The following is a 13,801-nucleotide window of genomic DNA, read 5'->3' as shown; positions in this document are numbered from 1 at the left end:
TAGAGGACCCCGTTGATCACCCGACGGTGATCGCTCCACCGGCCCCCACGGGTGCCACCACGAGGTAAGAACGACTCCAGCCGATCCCACTCCGCCTTCGTCAGATCTCCACGGCCCATACCGCCAGCCTGGCTCCAACTCCCCACTCATGTCAGGAGATCCGAGAAACAGTGCCTAGGACGCCCCGTCACTGTCACCCCGAGTATCGCGCCGATTCCATGAGTCGTACAGCGTCCGGGCAACCGCGTGAACGGTCCCGGGGCCGGCCGACCGACAGGAGTCGACATGGCCGAGATTACGGGTCGAACATCCGGTGCGGGAAGCGGACCGAGCAACACCCTTGAGGCGCCGCCCATCCAAGTCCCAGCCCCTGGCGGCCTGTCCGAGCCGCAGGTGCGCGGCAGGGCCTGCGTGTGGTGCGCCGTCGCCCTCAGCAACTCCACCGCCATCGATCTCGGCGCGCGGGAGACGGTCGCCCACGGCACCGCGGCCCGGTGGTTTCCCCGCGGCTGCCGCCCCTGCGCCCTGCGGTACGTGTATCCCGCCCAGCTCAACCACACGGCGATCTGCGAGCAGTGCACCGACGACCCTGCGGCGTGCGGTACCTAGTTCAACTAGCCTGGATATATTGGCAGTTTGGGGAGATAGGCCTGCTGTGAAGGGCCGTCATTGGAGGGAGTGGGCGGATGATTTCGGAGTCACTGTTGGCGCTGGCCTCGGCTGGAGGAGCATCACTGGTGCAGGCGGCTGGCACTGATGGGTGGAATGCGATCCGGGATCGCGCCGCACGCCTGATGGCTCGGGGCAGTCACGAGAGCGAGGAATCGGGGAGGCAACGTCTGGACCGGACCGCGACAGCACTGACGGACAGTCCCGACGAGGAAGCGGCGGGCAGCCAGGCAGCTGCCTGGAAGGCTGAGTTCGTGGTGCTGTTGACTCGGCTGGAAGGTGCTGAGCTACCCGCCGCGGTCGCGGAACTTCGTGCGCTGGTAGACAGCGGTCCCATCGCTACGAGTGACGCCTCAGCGCCCTTCGCTGGCAGTACCTTCCACGGTCCCACCGCGATCCAGACGGGCGACAACAATCGTCAGGACAACCACTTCGGCCACAGCGGATGACCACCCCGCAGCGCGATGACCATGGCCGCAGTACTCCCAAGCGCACTGAATTCCACGGTCCAGCTGCCTTGCAGGACGGGAACCATGGCGTCCAGAACAATCACTTCCATGCTCCAGACAAGCACACCGTGACCTTCCCATGGAGCGCTGTTGTTACGTCGGTGAAGAATGGGCTCGTCACTCTGATCGTGATAGGAATCCTCGGCGGTGGAGCATGGTGGGCCTACGACCACATCCAAAAGAGCAAACAGAAGACCAACGCGACTCATGCGGGCTGCGACCAAGCACTGCATGCCTTCTATCAAGGCGGAGTTCCCGTATCGATGTTTCTCCCCGATGACGTGTCGTTAACGAGGTACATCGAAGGATTGAAAGAAGCCGCTCGAACCGTGAGCGATTCCAAGATCGCCAGGTCAATGCGGTACACGGTCCAGGATGTTGAGGCGCTCCGGCAGGCCTATGAGCGCGGCGATGACGACGCCATGTCAGAAGCGAGAGGGAGAGCCGAAGAAGACCGGAAGGAATGGTGGTCACCTTGCTGGGATGTCGCAGGGTGGTAGTGACACCGTGGGGCCGTCTTCGAGTTTTTTGCCGAAAGGCTGACATCAACCGACGGACTCGACCGGAGTGTTCAGCCTGACCAGACCAGATCCAGTGCCTTGCGGACCGTGTGTCAGTAGCCGTATCTCAACCGAACATGATTGCTACCCGCTACCAAGAGGCCCTGCCTCCGAAGTCGCCGAACTCGTCCTGCGGGTCCTGCGCATCACGACCAACTCGATGAGCCAGGCGACCGACAAGTACTACCCGGTGGACATCCTGTGCTGGGTCACCGCCGACGTCTTCGAAGGGAAAGCGCTGCCTCAGCGCGAGGCCACCATGCTGCTCGCCGAATGCCTTCTAAAACTGACGATCACCATTGACACGTGGGTCTCCGATCACTAGGAGATCCACATGTCGAAGACAGCCCCTCTGGACCGGGAGGCCGGACAAACGCGCAGCTTCCTTGCTGCCGCCGATGGCGTAGACGCGGCGCCCGAACCGCATACGCTCCATGGCTATCAGGCCCGCCACGAAGACCAGGGCGGGACAGACAAGAGAGACGGGAACGCCGAAGAGGGTGCCGCTCCCAAGCCACATGAAATTGCTTTCCGAATTGCTGTACGCGGTCGAGTCGGAGATGAAGAGAATTGCACCGGAGTACAGGGATGACGTGCCCAGTGTCGTGATGAATGCATTGACACGAAGAACCGTGACGATCATTCCGTTTACTGCACCGAGGATCCCGCCCATCGCCAGGGCGAGAAGCGCCGCGCCGGCGACTCCTGTTGTGTGGGAAAGCGACGTGGTCACCCCAGCCCAAAGTCATCCGATCGCGAGCTGTCCGCCGCGTGCCTCGAGAACCGCGCCGGTAATGTAGCTGGCGCGGGAGGAGGCAAGGAACAGAACCGCTTCCGCGATTTCTTCAGGGTCTGCGACCCGCCCCAGTACGGTGGTTCGCCCAATCACCTGGAGGGTTTCACCCCCCATCTCCTCCGTCCCGGGGGTATAGACGGGGCCCGGGGCCACGGCGTTCACGCGGACTCCCTGGGCGCCGAACTCGTCAGCCCATACTCGGGTGAGAAGTTCGAGTGCAGCTTTGGAGGCCCCGTAAGCACCCGCTTCCCGCACCGGCGTGGTAGCCGCCCCTGTACTCACACTCACGATGGCGCCTCGCCCCCGCTCAGCCATTCCTGGGGCGAGGGCACCGACCAGGAGCATCGGCGCGCGTGAGTTGACGGCCATCTGAGCGTCGAACATTTCGGCGGTGGTGTCCGGCGTACTAGCGAACCGATAGATACCGGCATTGTTGATCAGAATGTCCACTTCGCCTGCTTCGGCGGCAAGACGCAGGACATCTTCAGAGCTGCTCAGATCCGCAGCTATGAACCGGGCCTTCCCGCCTGCGGCAGCGATCTCTTTGACGGTCTCCGCACCTCGCTGCTCGTCCCGCCCGTGGACGATAACCGAGGCCCCCGACGCTGCCAGGAGAAGGGCAATGGCCCGGCCGATTCCAGCGGTGGCGCCGGTGACAAGAGCGGTGGATCCGTCCAGTTCTGCAGTCATGGAAAGCTCCTCTGAGTCGAGAGGAACGACATGCTGTCGGTTGTTTCTTCTGTAACTGATGATCCTGATGGTTCATTCCGGGGCGGGGAGGGATCCACACCGGGCCGATCGTTGATCATGGTCCCGCCCGGGGCCGCGCCCCACCTGGTCATGGGTGGCCAGTGAGCCCGCCTTCGCTGATCACGTCCGCGGGAGACTGGAGCGCGCCACACTGCTCGTGGAGATTGACGGGTGCGCTACGTATAGACCGGTGACGACGAATGATTGGCCTCCGCAGCGGGAAGAGAGCGTGATGTCCAGCCGGTCCAGGTGCTGGCCAGCGCTGCTCCCCGCTACGCAGCGGGGGGGGCTCAGCGGATTTGGAATGCCAGTTGGGTCCCTCTGGGGCCAGAGCACGGAGGCGCGGCTCTGGCCCACGGGGCGTGCCGCAGAGGTCCTCGGTTCAGTACCTGCTACAGGCGCCAGGCGCGGATGCGGTCGGCCGCCGTGAATACGTCGGCCTTCCCAGAGAGCAGTTCGCCTGCAAGGTCGACGAGTTCACCGTAGGGGGCGTCGATGCCTTCACCGCTGGCATGCATGTAGGCGATCGCCACGGCACAGGCGAAGCGGATGTTGTACGCGGGCAGCGGCTTGAGGAGCAGGAAGGTGTGCAGCAGGGCTGCCGCGCGCCAGGACGCATCGGAGTCGGTGCCTGCCCGGGGTGGGTCGACGCGGTGGCGGGCCACGCCGGCCATCAGCGCCGAGAAGTCGCCGACGGTCGGGTGGTCGGGCAGGGCGGTCTCCTGCTGCTGCAGGAGCCACCGCATGTCGATATGGATGACAGGCGGCATCGGTCAGGCGGCCTGTCCTGCTGCCCCGATCGCCGGGCCGTCATCCAGGCCCGAGGCAGCGATGGCCTCGGCGAGGGCGGGATCGTGGAAGACGCGGGCGAAGACCTCGGCGCCTTCTTTCAGCGCACGGTGGCGGGCGATCTGGTCGGCGGTCGAGGCGCGTACCAGGGCCTTGAGGGTGACCCCCTGCTCTCGCGCCAGTTCGCGGAGCTCGTTGAGCTCCTCTTCGCTGAACTCCACATTCAAGGCGGGCATGCCTGCAGCTTACCGTCCAGGTACCTTGCCATCAATCATCGCAGGTCAAGGCGTGTGATGAGAGGTACCCCGCTGGGGCCGGCGGTCGCTGCGACGCCATGCGCTCGGTACGCGTCCAGATCGTGCGGATGCCTGGGCTGAGGAAGTGGTGCGACTGGCTCGCCCTGGAGGCCGCGGAGCTGGGGCGGGCGTATTCCAGGGATGCGGCTCGAGCCAGGTGCGAGTCCTCACCCATGCGTTCAGCACCGCTCCGTGTCCAGTCCACCGGGTCACTGCCTCGACCAAGAGACGACGTTGCGTGGATACATCGCCCGTACCGCCATTGTGTTCGGATCAGCTCCGGCTTGGCGAGGGTCCGTGCAGCGGCTTGAAGGCAACTGGCTTGCCTGTGATCGCGTCGAGCAGGACGCGGTCCCTTATCGGGCGGTCCAGCTTCACGGTCGCCTGCTGCAGCTTCCCCTGCTTGGTGCAGACGCCATCGCGCTTTTTGCCCGTGACGTCCGCTGAGAGCACCACGCTGTCGGGTGTTTCCCATGCATGCACGTTCGGGCGGTTGTCGCAGGCACCCTGAAGGGTCACCACGGTTACCGATCGCCCGTCCGCGGAAATCTTGACCAGTCGGTCGATCGGATATCCGGGAACGTTGCTGGCCCGCTTGATCGGCGGTTGGGGCAGCTTTGAAGGGACGGCCGCGGCCTGCTTGAGGGGCGAGTCGTAACCCTCGAGTGTGAACAGCCAGGCCGGCACCACTGCCGGTCCGCGGCTGGTGTTCACCGTCATCTCACCCAGCTTCGCCCCCGTCACAGCCAGGTGTGGCTTTCCGCCTTTGCGGCCGTCAGCCAGGGTGTTGTACGACGCGTCCACCCCCGTCAGCGGTCGCGTGAGTGATTTGCCCCCGGCCCACGCCGCCCGGCCGCTCTTCGGCCAGGTGGCGGGCAACGTGCCCCGCAGGACGTAACTCTGGGCTTGGTAAGCCTGCACATCAGCCTTGCTTCGCAGGCCGCCCCGCGGCAGCTGGACCACTTCCCCCATGGGGTGGTAGCCGGCACGCCATGCCGCAGATGCCGCTGACCCGTCCCAGGCTGTGGCGACTTTTCGGGCACGGTGCGCCGGCTCCTCTTGGCTGTCGCCAGCCTTCTGCTGGCTGCCGCACCCGTAGACTGCCCCCAGGCCGGCGGCAGCCATGGCCACGGCGGCAAGCAGGCTGGCGGAGCGCGATGATGCAACCCGCATGTGAACTCCCGGACGAGAACTGGGATCGGCAGTCCTGTCAGTGTGACGCGGCCGATCCGAAACAGGTTCCTCTGGTTGCGGCAGCAGTGGGCGACGGGCCATCAGTAGACGTGCAGGCCGTGATCGTTTATTACCTTTTGCACCGGCATGAAGTAGTTCAAGTACGTACCGCCGGAGGAGGAGTTGCACACCGTCTCGCCAGTGCCGCCGGAGAGCAGTCCCAGGGCCGTTGAACCGTTGAGCGCCGGCCCTCCGCTGTCGCCGCCAAGAGCGCAGACGTTCGACTCGAACAGGCCCTCCACCTGGGTGCCCTCGATGTTGACGGTGATACGCGGGTTGGTGACGCTGCCCGTCGTATCTTGACTGGAGACTCCGATCCGGTCGATGTGCTCCCCGATGACCGGGAAGCGGGAGCTGTCGATCTGTTCGTAGGTGCCGCCCCAGTACCTGACGGTTCCGAGGGGGTTGATGCCGGGGTCGTTCGCCCTGATCGTGGCTTGGTCGCCAACATCACCGCCTCCGCCAAGTACGCCGCGCAGCGCTACGGCTCGATCGACAACGTCAACTCCGCGTACTGATCCGGCCCGACGCCCCCACACACACGGCCGTCAGCAGCCGCCCACTCCCCCGCACCGGGCCGAGGGGACGAACCACCGCAGGCCGCGTCCCTCGCGACCGGCCTGCCCACGACAGCCGATCCCCCAGCCACCCACACGGCACACCCTGCCCACCGGACGCCCCCACGCCATGGCAGCGGTCGAGGCGGCATCGATCAGCACCACACACCCGCACCCGCACCCGCACCCGCACCCGCGAGAACGGTCCCGGCACTGGGCTCCACTCGCCCAGCACCACCGTGCTACCCGCACCGACGGATTCCTCGAGGACACCAGCGGCGCACTACTCGTCATCACGCCCGACGCGAACGTCGTCACGCCCGTCGCGATCGGCGCCGCGTACATGTGGGAGAAGCTGTAGGAGGGCTCTGCCTGCGGGCTGTGACGGTGAAGGGGACGAGGGGCAGGCCCCGCCCGCTCTGTCCGGCGGGCAGGCGTCACAGTCTGGGGCATGTCACCATCGGCCCCGTGCGGAAACTTAAGGCCCTACGCCCCTGGCGACCGTTGACAGGCGCTGGTCACTGACCATGCCGGGACAACCCGACCCACAATCCGTGTCGCCGCATACGTCATCCAAAACCCGTGCCGTCCCCGAAATTGTGGTGTTCGACCACCTCGGTATGTCCGAGGCCGGCACCCAAGTCACACCAGGCTCAGCAGACCGACGGTCACGACGCATGGCTGGGCCACATCGATCCACGCCGGACCACCGCGACCGTCAACCGTCAGTCATCACAACCGGCCTCTCTGCTGACGGCGCGACACCTCAGCCTGCGGGCCCACCCACTCCCGAGTCCGGACCCGGTGCACGGGTGGTCCTGATGAACCGGGCACCCCACTCCTGGACATGCGCGGCGAACTCCGGCGGCCCCAGGACCTCGAACTCGGCGTCCACATTGCCCAGCGATCAGGTGCCGGACCAGCGCGCGGCCGCTACCTCTGCCTGTGCAATGGCCAACGGTCGTGAAGCGCGAACAGGCCGGTGCAACGACGGGAGGTGCCCTGGCGATAGGGATCAAGCTGGGAGAAGGACGACCGGCCAAGTCGTCTCCTGTCGCCGCCTCCACCTGTTCCGAGGATGGCGCGAAGCCGTTCGCACGGCACAGCCTGCGACAGCCGCAGCGATGGCTCGCGGGTGTCGCAGGACGCAATGGACCGCCTCGCCGACCTCATCACCCACTGTGACCGCGAGGGCTCAGTCCACTTGGGACCAGTCAGTCCCCTCTGGACCCCGGACGGACCTACCACGGAGGCCCTACGTCACCGAGGCTCGAACGTGGGGCCGATATACCAGGAGGAGCCATGGGCCAGGCGCACTTCCACGCTGCGGAGGGGATCGTCCACCTGCCGGAGTCCGTCCCCAACGCGGCCCTGAGCGATGTGCTGACGCGCTTCTCACGCACGGTTCAGGGGATCGCCGACGTCACCGCACAGTCCGACGTCGAAGTCCCCTAGGAGGACGACGATGAGGCACCGCACCGTCGCCGACCTGATGGCCCCGACAGCCATCAGCGTTCAGCGCGGCACCCCGTTCAAGGAGATCGCCCGGCTCCTCGACGAGTTCGACATCACCACTGTGCCCGTCGTGGACGAATCCGAACGTCCCGTGGGTGTCGTCTCCGAGGCTGACCTCCTCCACAGACGTCCTTCCGGGAGGGGCGCGCCCACCGCGGCCGACATCATGACCAGCCCGGCCATCACCGCCGCACCGGAATGGAGCGTCGTCCGTGCCGCGCGCGTCATGGGCAGACATGCGGTCAAGCGGCTGCCTGTGGTGGACGCCGCCGGCCGACTCATCGGAGTCGTGAGCCGCAGCGACCTTATACAGCTCTTCCTACGCCGTGACCAGTCGATCCGGGAAGAGATCGTCGAGGATGTGCTGACCCGCACGCTCCAGCTCAGCCCATCGGCTCTGTCCGTCGAGGTCACCGATGGCGTGGTGACCCTCAGCGGCACGGTGGGACGGCGCATGCTCATCCCTGTCGTCGTGCGGCTGTGCCACAGCGTCGACGGGGTGGTGGACGTGATCGATCGGCTCGGCTTCGAGTTTGACGACATGTCGGTCGACCCACCAACGACCACCAAGCGGTAGGAGAAGGATGTGAGGGTCGAAGAACAGACGAGGCGATGACCTGGGAGGTCATCACCGTCCCTCACAACGTCGCCTTGAAAGGCATCGTCCGACACTGACCGAACGGCAGATGTCGGCGGTACCGGTCGTCGACTCCGCGAGGCATCCCCTCGACCTGATCTCGGAGGGAGACCTCCTCCACAAGTCTGCAGGACAAGACGACCACTTCCGGTCACTGCCCAAACAGGAAGCACGCAGGAGTCTCGCGGGCCTGGTCGCGGTGGTCTGCCCAGTCTCGTAGGCGCTGAGTAGCATCGCCGACAACCTCGCCGACAAGGGGCAGACCGAGCTGATGCCCGTCGACTGCAGGGTCTCACGCCGCGGTGCGTTCCCGACCCAGCGTCCTCGGCCCTGGGCGCCCTGGCATCACCCCGGCCGACTGCCGCTGCGTACCCGAGATTTGGCATTGGATGCTCTACACATCGGGCATCGCTCTTGCTTGTTGGCCTGCGCGGCGAGGACGCCAAGCGCCTGCTGCAGGGCCAATTCCACGGCGCCGGGCAGGAACAGCGCACCGGTACCATCCGGTGAAACCAGCCAGCACAGGCTCCCGGCAGCCTGCTGCGGCGCGGGCACCGTGATCCACGAGCCTTTGCCCAGATATCGGACGTCCGAGCCGATCCAGCGGCCGACTGGATCGGGCGGCAGGAAGAAGCCAACCCGACGGGCTGCGATGTCGGCGAGCGCGGGGCCAGGCGCCTCAGAGATGCACAGCAGGGCGTCAAGAGCCAGCACGCCCAATTCCTCCGGCACGCTCAGCACGTCCCAGAATCGCCCGCAGGTCAATACCGCCACCCCGGTCTCTCCGTGCCACTGCCGTTTGCACGCTCGCGGGTCGGTCGAGGCGGCTGACAGCCATTCCACGGCTTGCCGTGTGACTCCTCGCATTTGTGCACCTCCAGATCCGTCAGTCCCGAGGACGGGACACACTTCCCCCGCGCCGCCGGGACCGCCCAGCCTGGGACGTTCATCCTGATAGATAAATGCACAGCTCGGAAGGGGTGGCGAACCATGGCGAATACCCTCAGATTGTTTGCTATTGAAGCAAGCGCCACATTGGACTCGGAAACCTCAAAATCACGACCATACACGCATTGTGGGCTTATCTGAATAATGTGTAGCGGGGTATGCGGCAGAAGCCTCGGGCTGCGCTCCTTGGCACCCCGTCCAAGCAGACCCATTGGAGCGCTTCGTAAAGACTGCATGGCACCTCAAACAGGCGCCTGCCCGTAAGCATCAGCAGCTCCACAGTGCCGTGACCGGCGTGACTCCTCCTCATGAATGAGGGGCTTCTCGCTACGCCGGTGCGGCTTCTGACGGACCAGCCCGGCACGCAGAACCGTGACGCGGATTGAGGACGGATCCGCCGTCAGAGGTGGCGAGGAAGTTGGCTATGCCCGGGTCGATCCCGGCGACGGAACCCGTCGCGGAAAACAGTTTGCCGGTGGCCAGATCGAAGGCGCGAGCATGTGCTCACGCCGTTTGTGCAGTTGTAGACGGCTCGCAGTCGGCGCGGACGTTTGGACGCCTTCCGGGCAGTGGGGGTCTTCCACGGGAACTCGCCCTCGCGCAGTATCCGGCGCGGGGTCTCCTGGCTGACGGCCGCAGTCACCGTCTCCATGACTAGCGAAGTCTGAACCAGGGTCAGCGGGCGAAGGTGACCTTGAGTGCTTTGTCGGGGCACCACCAGCCTCGATGTTCAATTCCAAGGGATGCCTGTGGAGGGTGTGGGGTGGGCGGCGGCCGAAGCCACCCCGAGACGGTCAGGCGGCAGGCTGCCGACTCTGGTTGTCGAGGTGGCAGCGGGCGGTCAGGCGTCAGGGTCGACTTCGGGGTGCGTGAACCGCACGGGCTTGCCCAGCGACCGGGCGTAGGCGATCTCGGCTCGGGTGCTGTCTCCGATGTAGTCGCCGACTACGAGCACCTCGTCAGCGAGCCGGATCTTCGCCCGGTGCAGATCGTCGAGTCGAACCTTCAGCGCCTCGGCCTCGACAGGATCGGACCAAAGTTCGTGCGGCGACTTCATGTCACAGCCCGGTTTGACGACAATCTTTCCGGCTTTGGTCTCCCGCAGATCGGCCTCGGTCATCTCGGTCATGAAGCGGGTGGAGCCGCAGATCACGACGATACGCGGGAGGCTCAACAGCTTCTTCGCGTCGGCGAGCCTCTCCTCGGGGGTGAGCAGTTGCGGGCATGACACTGGTTCCTCCTGGTGGTGTAGTCCAAGGGGTGCCTGCGGAGACGAGAACGAGGGTGTCCAAGATCGTCTTATGGCGAACGACGTGTGGACACCCTAGCGACAGCTCTCCAAGCGACGACCGACGACATACTGAAGGAACATCCCGACCTGGCGCCATGGCGCCCGCCGGTCAGCAATACGCCCCGCCTGAGCAGGTGCCGTTGCCCTTTCCCAGAGTCCGTGGTGTCAGTTCCGCGCGCCCCGCGCGCAGGTCTGCGGGTCGGAGTCGGTCACCAAGAACATCGCATACCCGTTGGCCGTGGGAGGTACACGAGCGGCAATGCCGTTGCGCCTCAGGCGCAGGGCTCAGTAGCGTGCTGGACGTGGCTTGATTCTCCGCACCGTCGACGTGATGGGCGGTCAACGCATTCATCCCGCCGCCGTCGCTAGCCGACCGCGGCTCGCTTGACTTGCCTAGGAGATCCCACAATGCACCAGGACAACGTGCCCGACCGCACCGATGCGCGCACCGCCCGGACCGTTCTGTGCGAGGCGAACCACGCACAGGACACGCAGTTCCAGCTGGTCCACCGATTCGATGACGGAGTCCAATCAGGCGCCTGGCGCCTGATCGACACAACAGGCCGACAAGCGGTGCTCAAGTGGAGCCCCAACCGCGATTGGGCCCCGCAGATCGAGCGTGCCGCAGGGAAGGTGGCGAAGATCCGCGCCGCTGGATACCCGACCCCGGCATGGCACGCCGTCGGCACCAGCACAGACGGCCTCGGCTACCAGATCCAGGAACTCGTACCCGGTCGCAGCCGCAGTCACGTGACCGCACACGAGGCCCAACTGCTCATCGACGTCCTGGAGATGCACGCCGGCCTCGACCCCGACCCACAACGGTGCTGGTCGCAGATCCTGACAGCCCGCATGGCCGACCAAGCCGCAGAGCTACGACACCAGACAGCCGAGACCGGCCCCACTGGACGGGATCTCACCAACGCCTGTGAGCGCCTTCTGGCCGTCCACGGCACGGTCACCTTGCCCACCGGCGACCTGGTCCACGGTGATATCCGACCCGGGAACATCCTCTTTCACGACGCCCGTGTCAGCGGTGTCATCGACATGGAAGCGCTGGGTAGCGGCACCAGAGTCTTCGACTACGCAACACTTCTGAGCGCCCACGACATCACTCCTGAGGCAATGGAGATGCTCTGTACCGCCGGCGAGGAAGTCGCAGGGCCCGGCGTTCTCGCCTACTGCTTCGCCCAAGTGGCCCTCGATCTCACCGTCTTCGTCCACCAGCGAAGCCTTCGACCAGGCATCGAGAACGTGGCCAAACTTCTTGAACGCGTGGTCATCCTCCTGAATCGCACGGAACGGGCGTAGGGAAAGCATCGCCACTGGACATCTGGCTTCGTTCACTGCAACCGGTTCTGGTTCGCTTTCCGTGATGCGCGCTCGCTGAGTGACGGCTGACGGTCCGTTCAGGCTCCGGGAGGTTGCCTGAAAATGACCAGGGCCGATCTTGAGATGGTCGACAATGCGGCGTTGCGGAAGAGACGTAGCCCCGTCTGGAGGGCTCTGACCAGTGGCCTATCCAACCTCGCCTGTCATGCCGGAGAGCCATCCTTGGCCTGGGCAACGGCCCCCCTCATGCGGGCTCCGTCGGGCAGGTAACGCCCCGGACAGGGATCCGCATCCCGCCGCCGGGCCGACGCACGGGTCGCCAGCTCCGGCTCCTTCCGCACATCAGCGAGATACCCCGCCGAATCCCCGTGCGGGGACTGCAGCTGGGACTGCGGGCCCGGTGATCAATAAAGTGCTCGGGGAGCCGTTGTCGACATGTTTCATGACGAGATCGATGGGCTGCTGTCGTGGGAGCTGGAGGCCGGCGGCGAGCTCTTGCCCCTGCTGACTCAGAGTGAGGCGCGGACGGCCCGGTATGCGATGTGGTTGTTCGGGCAGGGCGATGGCCTTGTGCCGGAGGCAGCTCGCGAGTTGGCAATCAGGTTGGATCAGCGGCTGTGACTGGTGTACCCGGAGGTTCCGGCAACGGATCCGGGGGTACCGGTTACCCAGTACGGGGATCTGTGATGGACGACTTCGACGACCCAACCGTCGTGGATCCGCCGGCTCCACTGCTGCCACTGGTGACGTTGGAGGAGGCGCAGGACGTGGTCGAGGTGCTGGCGCTGGTGGCGGCGAGTGAGCCGGTGGTTCGGGACTGGGCGCGCAGCCTGGCGATGCACCTGGCCGCGCGCGTCCAGTCATGGGGCTAGGTGCGCACCGTCACAGCTTGGCGGTCAGTCCGTTCACGCTCTTGGTGACCGCGTCGACGATCTTCTTGATGCCGCCGGTGCTCGCGTTGGTGGATTTGAGAAGGTCGTTTATCGCGGTGGTCAGTTCGACGCTGCTGGCGGCAAGGGCGAGTTGTGTGGCGGCTTGAGCCCGGTTGATGTCGTCGGGGTGGGCGTTGCCGTTCTTCAGTTTGCCGACTTCGGTCTCGGCCTTGCCGACGAGGATCCTTGCTGACGTCGTCATGGTCCCCCCCAGTGAGTGGCATGTGCCGACCAAAGTACGTGCGGGATGCATTCGCCGCCACAGTGCCTCACGCCGCGGCTCTCCCGGCGAACGGCGAGTCCATGAGCGGGCCGTGCCCGTACTGCGTTCCACAGCCGCGGTCCTGTTCGCCGGGGGTGTCGAGAGTGACGCGAAGGAGGTACCCGCAAGGGCAGGCGACGGGAACGCGGGTGGGCGGCTTCTCGCCGGCGACCTGAGCGTGACACAGGCCGCGGATCTGGCTTGCCTCGCGGCTGAACTCGTCGAATGCCAGTTGGGTTTCAGTCGCCCAGGGCAGTAGGACGCGGAGCCGATTCACGACCTGCTCGCACTGCTGCTGGAGGCCGCCCTCCCAGCGCGGATGCCGGTAGCCGAGCTGCTCGAGCCAATCGATCAGCCTGCTCTGGAGGATCGTCACGACGCCTCCGCGAGCGTGAAGGCTCAGCACTTCCAGGCGGAGCGGGAGCGGCGCCGTGCGGCTCCCGAAGACGGCGGGCCCGCCTGTCCCGCTGCCGGGGGTCATGCAGGTGGCGAGGCTGACTTACAGGCCTGGTATCGCGGCGAGTTGCTCGTCGGTGCGACGGATGCAGGGCCAGCATGCCTGATGCCCGAGCTCGTCGGCGTACAGGCCGCGGCGGTCGGCCCTGAGTGTGTGGGAGCCGTGGTGGGGCCGCTCTGCGCAGGACGCGGTCGGATCGCATCCTGGCCAGCACCTGGACCGGCAGGTCACCCAGGAGGAAGCCGAGGCGGGGCGCGTCGTATCCGGC

Annotated in this window: 21 protein-coding genes and 2 pseudogenes; 12 read left to right on the top strand and 11 right to left on the bottom strand. The window is 65.7% G+C overall.

What is annotated here, in order from left to right; genetic code table 11:
* Window positions 1–119, bottom strand: a 119-nt coding sequence (locus ACWIGU_RS44530; RefSeq protein ID WP_454407656.1) for a transposase, incomplete at its 3' end; no start/stop codon positions are given.
* 166 nt (window positions 120–285) lie between these two features.
* On the opposite strand from ACWIGU_RS44530, the gene ACWIGU_RS44525 reads away from it, so the two are divergent.
* The 4 genes from ACWIGU_RS44525 to ACWIGU_RS44510 all read left to right on the top strand — a co-directional run bounded on the left by ACWIGU_RS44525 (window position 286) and on the right by ACWIGU_RS44510 (window position 2,063).
* Window positions 286–609 carry a hypothetical protein gene (locus tag ACWIGU_RS44525; RefSeq protein WP_454407653.1) on the top strand — a complete coding sequence of 108 codons (324 nt, stop codon included), beginning with the start codon at window positions 286–288 and terminating at the stop codon, window positions 607–609.
* A gap of 77 nt (window positions 610–686) precedes the next feature.
* Window positions 687–1,118: a hypothetical protein gene (locus ACWIGU_RS44520; protein ID WP_454407652.1), complete on the top strand. Its 432-nt coding sequence runs from the start codon at window positions 687–689 to the stop codon at window positions 1,116–1,118.
* On the top strand, window positions 1,115–1,678 hold the full coding sequence (locus ACWIGU_RS44515) for a hypothetical protein (protein ID WP_454407651.1): 564 nt from the start codon (window positions 1,115–1,117) through the stop codon (window positions 1,676–1,678). Before ACWIGU_RS44520 ends, ACWIGU_RS44515 begins: the two co-directional genes overlap by 4 nt.
* Window positions 1,679–1,898: 220 nt before the next feature.
* Window positions 1,899–2,063, top strand: coding sequence for a hypothetical protein (locus ACWIGU_RS44510; protein ID WP_454407649.1), 165 nt, complete (start codon window positions 1,899–1,901; stop codon window positions 2,061–2,063).
* Here ACWIGU_RS44510 and ACWIGU_RS44505 read toward each other — a convergent pair.
* From ACWIGU_RS44505 to ACWIGU_RS44480, 6 genes are all read right to left on the bottom strand, one after another.
* The gene (locus ACWIGU_RS44505) at window positions 2,019–2,471 is read right to left on the bottom strand and encodes an ABC transporter permease (RefSeq protein ID WP_454407648.1); all 453 of its coding nucleotides are present in this window, start codon (window positions 2,469–2,471) and stop codon (window positions 2,019–2,021) included. The two genes, ACWIGU_RS44510 and ACWIGU_RS44505, sit on opposite strands and share 45 nt — an antisense overlap.
* Window positions 2,472–2,483: 12 nt before the next feature.
* Window positions 2,484–3,224, bottom strand: a complete 741-nt coding sequence (locus tag ACWIGU_RS44500; protein ID WP_454407647.1) for an SDR family NAD(P)-dependent oxidoreductase — start codon at window positions 3,222–3,224, stop codon at window positions 2,484–2,486.
* Between the two features lie 452 nt (window positions 3,225–3,676).
* Entirely contained in the window at window positions 3,677–4,054 is a 378-nt protein-coding gene (locus tag ACWIGU_RS44495) for a toxin Doc (protein ID WP_454407646.1), read from the bottom strand.
* A gap of 3 nt (window positions 4,055–4,057) precedes the next feature.
* Window positions 4,058–4,309, bottom strand: a complete 252-nt coding sequence (locus ACWIGU_RS44490; protein WP_454407645.1) for a hypothetical protein — start codon at window positions 4,307–4,309, stop codon at window positions 4,058–4,060.
* A gap of 333 nt (window positions 4,310–4,642) precedes the next feature.
* Window positions 4,643–5,542 (bottom strand): hypothetical protein, encoded by a 900-nt coding sequence (locus ACWIGU_RS44485; protein WP_454407644.1) that lies wholly within the window; start codon window positions 5,540–5,542, stop codon window positions 4,643–4,645.
* Window positions 5,543–5,643: 101 nt separating this feature from the next.
* Entirely contained in the window at window positions 5,644–5,940 is a 297-nt protein-coding gene (locus ACWIGU_RS44480; protein WP_454407655.1) for a trypsin-like serine protease, read from the bottom strand.
* A gap of 102 nt (window positions 5,941–6,042) precedes the next feature.
* On the opposite strand from ACWIGU_RS44480, the pseudogene ACWIGU_RS44475 reads away from it, so the two are divergent.
* The 4 genes and pseudogenes from ACWIGU_RS44475 to ACWIGU_RS44460 all read left to right on the top strand — a co-directional run.
* Window positions 6,043–6,120: pseudogene (locus ACWIGU_RS44475) on the top strand (transglycosylase SLT domain-containing protein); the annotation flags it as partial.
* A gap of 169 nt (window positions 6,121–6,289) precedes the next feature.
* On the top strand, window positions 6,290–6,520 hold the full coding sequence (locus tag ACWIGU_RS44470) for a hypothetical protein (RefSeq protein WP_454407643.1): 231 nt from the start codon (window positions 6,290–6,292) through the stop codon (window positions 6,518–6,520).
* Between the two features lie 941 nt (window positions 6,521–7,461).
* On the top strand, window positions 7,462–7,614 hold the full coding sequence (locus tag ACWIGU_RS44465; protein ID WP_454407642.1) for a hypothetical protein: 153 nt from the start codon (window positions 7,462–7,464) through the stop codon (window positions 7,612–7,614).
* Window positions 7,615–7,624: 10 nt separating this feature from the next.
* Window positions 7,625–8,251, top strand: a complete 627-nt coding sequence (locus ACWIGU_RS44460) for a CBS domain-containing protein (RefSeq protein WP_454407641.1) — start codon at window positions 7,625–7,627, stop codon at window positions 8,249–8,251.
* Window positions 8,252–8,656: 405 nt separating this feature from the next.
* Here ACWIGU_RS44460 and ACWIGU_RS44455 read toward each other — a convergent pair whose 3' ends face one another.
* Both ACWIGU_RS44455 and ACWIGU_RS44450 read right to left on the bottom strand, forming a co-directional pair.
* Window positions 8,657–9,178: a hypothetical protein gene (locus ACWIGU_RS44455; RefSeq protein WP_454407640.1), complete on the bottom strand. Its 522-nt coding sequence runs from the start codon at window positions 9,176–9,178 to the stop codon at window positions 8,657–8,659.
* Between the two features lie 922 nt (window positions 9,179–10,100).
* Window positions 10,101–10,490, bottom strand: coding sequence for a hypothetical protein (locus ACWIGU_RS44450; RefSeq protein ID WP_454407639.1), 390 nt, complete (start codon window positions 10,488–10,490; stop codon window positions 10,101–10,103).
* Window positions 10,491–10,574: 84 nt separating this feature from the next.
* On the opposite strand from ACWIGU_RS44450, the pseudogene ACWIGU_RS44445 reads away from it, so the two are divergent.
* The 4 genes and pseudogenes from ACWIGU_RS44445 to ACWIGU_RS44430 all read left to right on the top strand — a co-directional run.
* Window positions 10,575–10,682, top strand: a pseudogene (locus tag ACWIGU_RS44445) (IS982 family transposase); the annotation flags it as partial.
* 276 nt (window positions 10,683–10,958) lie between these two features.
* Window positions 10,959–11,861, top strand: coding sequence for an aminoglycoside phosphotransferase family protein (locus tag ACWIGU_RS44440; RefSeq protein WP_454407638.1), 903 nt, complete (start codon window positions 10,959–10,961; stop codon window positions 11,859–11,861).
* A 456-nt stretch (window positions 11,862–12,317) separates the two neighbouring features.
* Window positions 12,318–12,503 (top strand): hypothetical protein, encoded by a 186-nt coding sequence (locus tag ACWIGU_RS44435; RefSeq protein ID WP_454407637.1) that lies wholly within the window; start codon window positions 12,318–12,320, stop codon window positions 12,501–12,503.
* A gap of 65 nt (window positions 12,504–12,568) precedes the next feature.
* On the top strand, window positions 12,569–12,754 hold the full coding sequence (locus ACWIGU_RS44430; protein ID WP_454407636.1) for a hypothetical protein: 186 nt from the start codon (window positions 12,569–12,571) through the stop codon (window positions 12,752–12,754).
* A gap of 10 nt (window positions 12,755–12,764) precedes the next feature.
* Here the strand turns inward: ACWIGU_RS44430 and ACWIGU_RS44425 are convergent, their stop codons facing one another.
* Both ACWIGU_RS44425 and ACWIGU_RS44420 read right to left on the bottom strand, forming a co-directional pair.
* Window positions 12,765–13,016, bottom strand: a complete 252-nt coding sequence (locus ACWIGU_RS44425) for a hypothetical protein (protein WP_454407635.1) — start codon at window positions 13,014–13,016, stop codon at window positions 12,765–12,767.
* Window positions 13,017–13,315: 299 nt separating this feature from the next.
* Window positions 13,316–13,801: transposase (locus tag ACWIGU_RS44420; RefSeq protein WP_454407634.1), on the bottom strand; the 486-nt coding region annotated here is incomplete at its 5' end.

This window comes from Streptomyces sp. NPDC055400, from assembly GCF_053644375.1.
Note: the sequence above shows the minus strand (reverse complement) of the source record. Positions and strands in the feature narration are given on the sequence as shown.

Bases quoted from the DNA above. Each gene is read 5' to 3' on its own strand.
- ACWIGU_RS44465 (WP_454407642.1), top strand. From the start codon at position 7,462: ATGGGCCAGGCGCACTTCCACGCTGCGGAGGGGATCGTCCACCTGCCG.
- ACWIGU_RS44430 (WP_454407636.1), top strand. From the start codon at position 12,569: ATGGACGACTTCGACGACCCAACCGTCGTGGATCCGCCGGCTCCACTG.
- ACWIGU_RS44485 (WP_454407644.1), bottom strand. From the start codon at position 5,542: ATGCGGGTTGCATCATCGCGCTCCGCCAGCCTGCTTGCCGCCGTGGCC.
- ACWIGU_RS44435 (WP_454407637.1), top strand. From the start codon at position 12,318: ATGTTTCATGACGAGATCGATGGGCTGCTGTCGTGGGAGCTGGAGGCC.
- ACWIGU_RS44510 (WP_454407649.1), top strand. From the start codon at position 1,899: ATGAGCCAGGCGACCGACAAGTACTACCCGGTGGACATCCTGTGCTGG.
- ACWIGU_RS44495 (WP_454407646.1), bottom strand. From the start codon at position 4,054: ATGCCGCCTGTCATCCATATCGACATGCGGTGGCTCCTGCAGCAGCAG.
- ACWIGU_RS44440 (WP_454407638.1), top strand. From the start codon at position 10,959: ATGCACCAGGACAACGTGCCCGACCGCACCGATGCGCGCACCGCCCGG.
- ACWIGU_RS44515 (WP_454407651.1), top strand. From the start codon at position 1,115: ATGACCACCCCGCAGCGCGATGACCATGGCCGCAGTACTCCCAAGCGC.
- ACWIGU_RS44425 (WP_454407635.1), bottom strand. From the start codon at position 13,016: ATGACGACGTCAGCAAGGATCCTCGTCGGCAAGGCCGAGACCGAAGTC.
- ACWIGU_RS44500 (WP_454407647.1), bottom strand. From the start codon at position 3,224: ATGACTGCAGAACTGGACGGATCCACCGCTCTTGTCACCGGCGCCACC.
- ACWIGU_RS44470 (WP_454407643.1), top strand. From the start codon at position 6,290: ATGGCAGCGGTCGAGGCGGCATCGATCAGCACCACACACCCGCACCCG.
- ACWIGU_RS44525 (WP_454407653.1), top strand. From the start codon at position 286: ATGGCCGAGATTACGGGTCGAACATCCGGTGCGGGAAGCGGACCGAGC.
- ACWIGU_RS44520 (WP_454407652.1), top strand. From the start codon at position 687: ATGATTTCGGAGTCACTGTTGGCGCTGGCCTCGGCTGGAGGAGCATCA.
- ACWIGU_RS44455 (WP_454407640.1), bottom strand. From the start codon at position 9,178: ATGCGAGGAGTCACACGGCAAGCCGTGGAATGGCTGTCAGCCGCCTCG.
- ACWIGU_RS44490 (WP_454407645.1), bottom strand. From the start codon at position 4,309: ATGCCCGCCTTGAATGTGGAGTTCAGCGAAGAGGAGCTCAACGAGCTC.
- ACWIGU_RS44460 (WP_454407641.1), top strand. From the start codon at position 7,625: ATGAGGCACCGCACCGTCGCCGACCTGATGGCCCCGACAGCCATCAGC.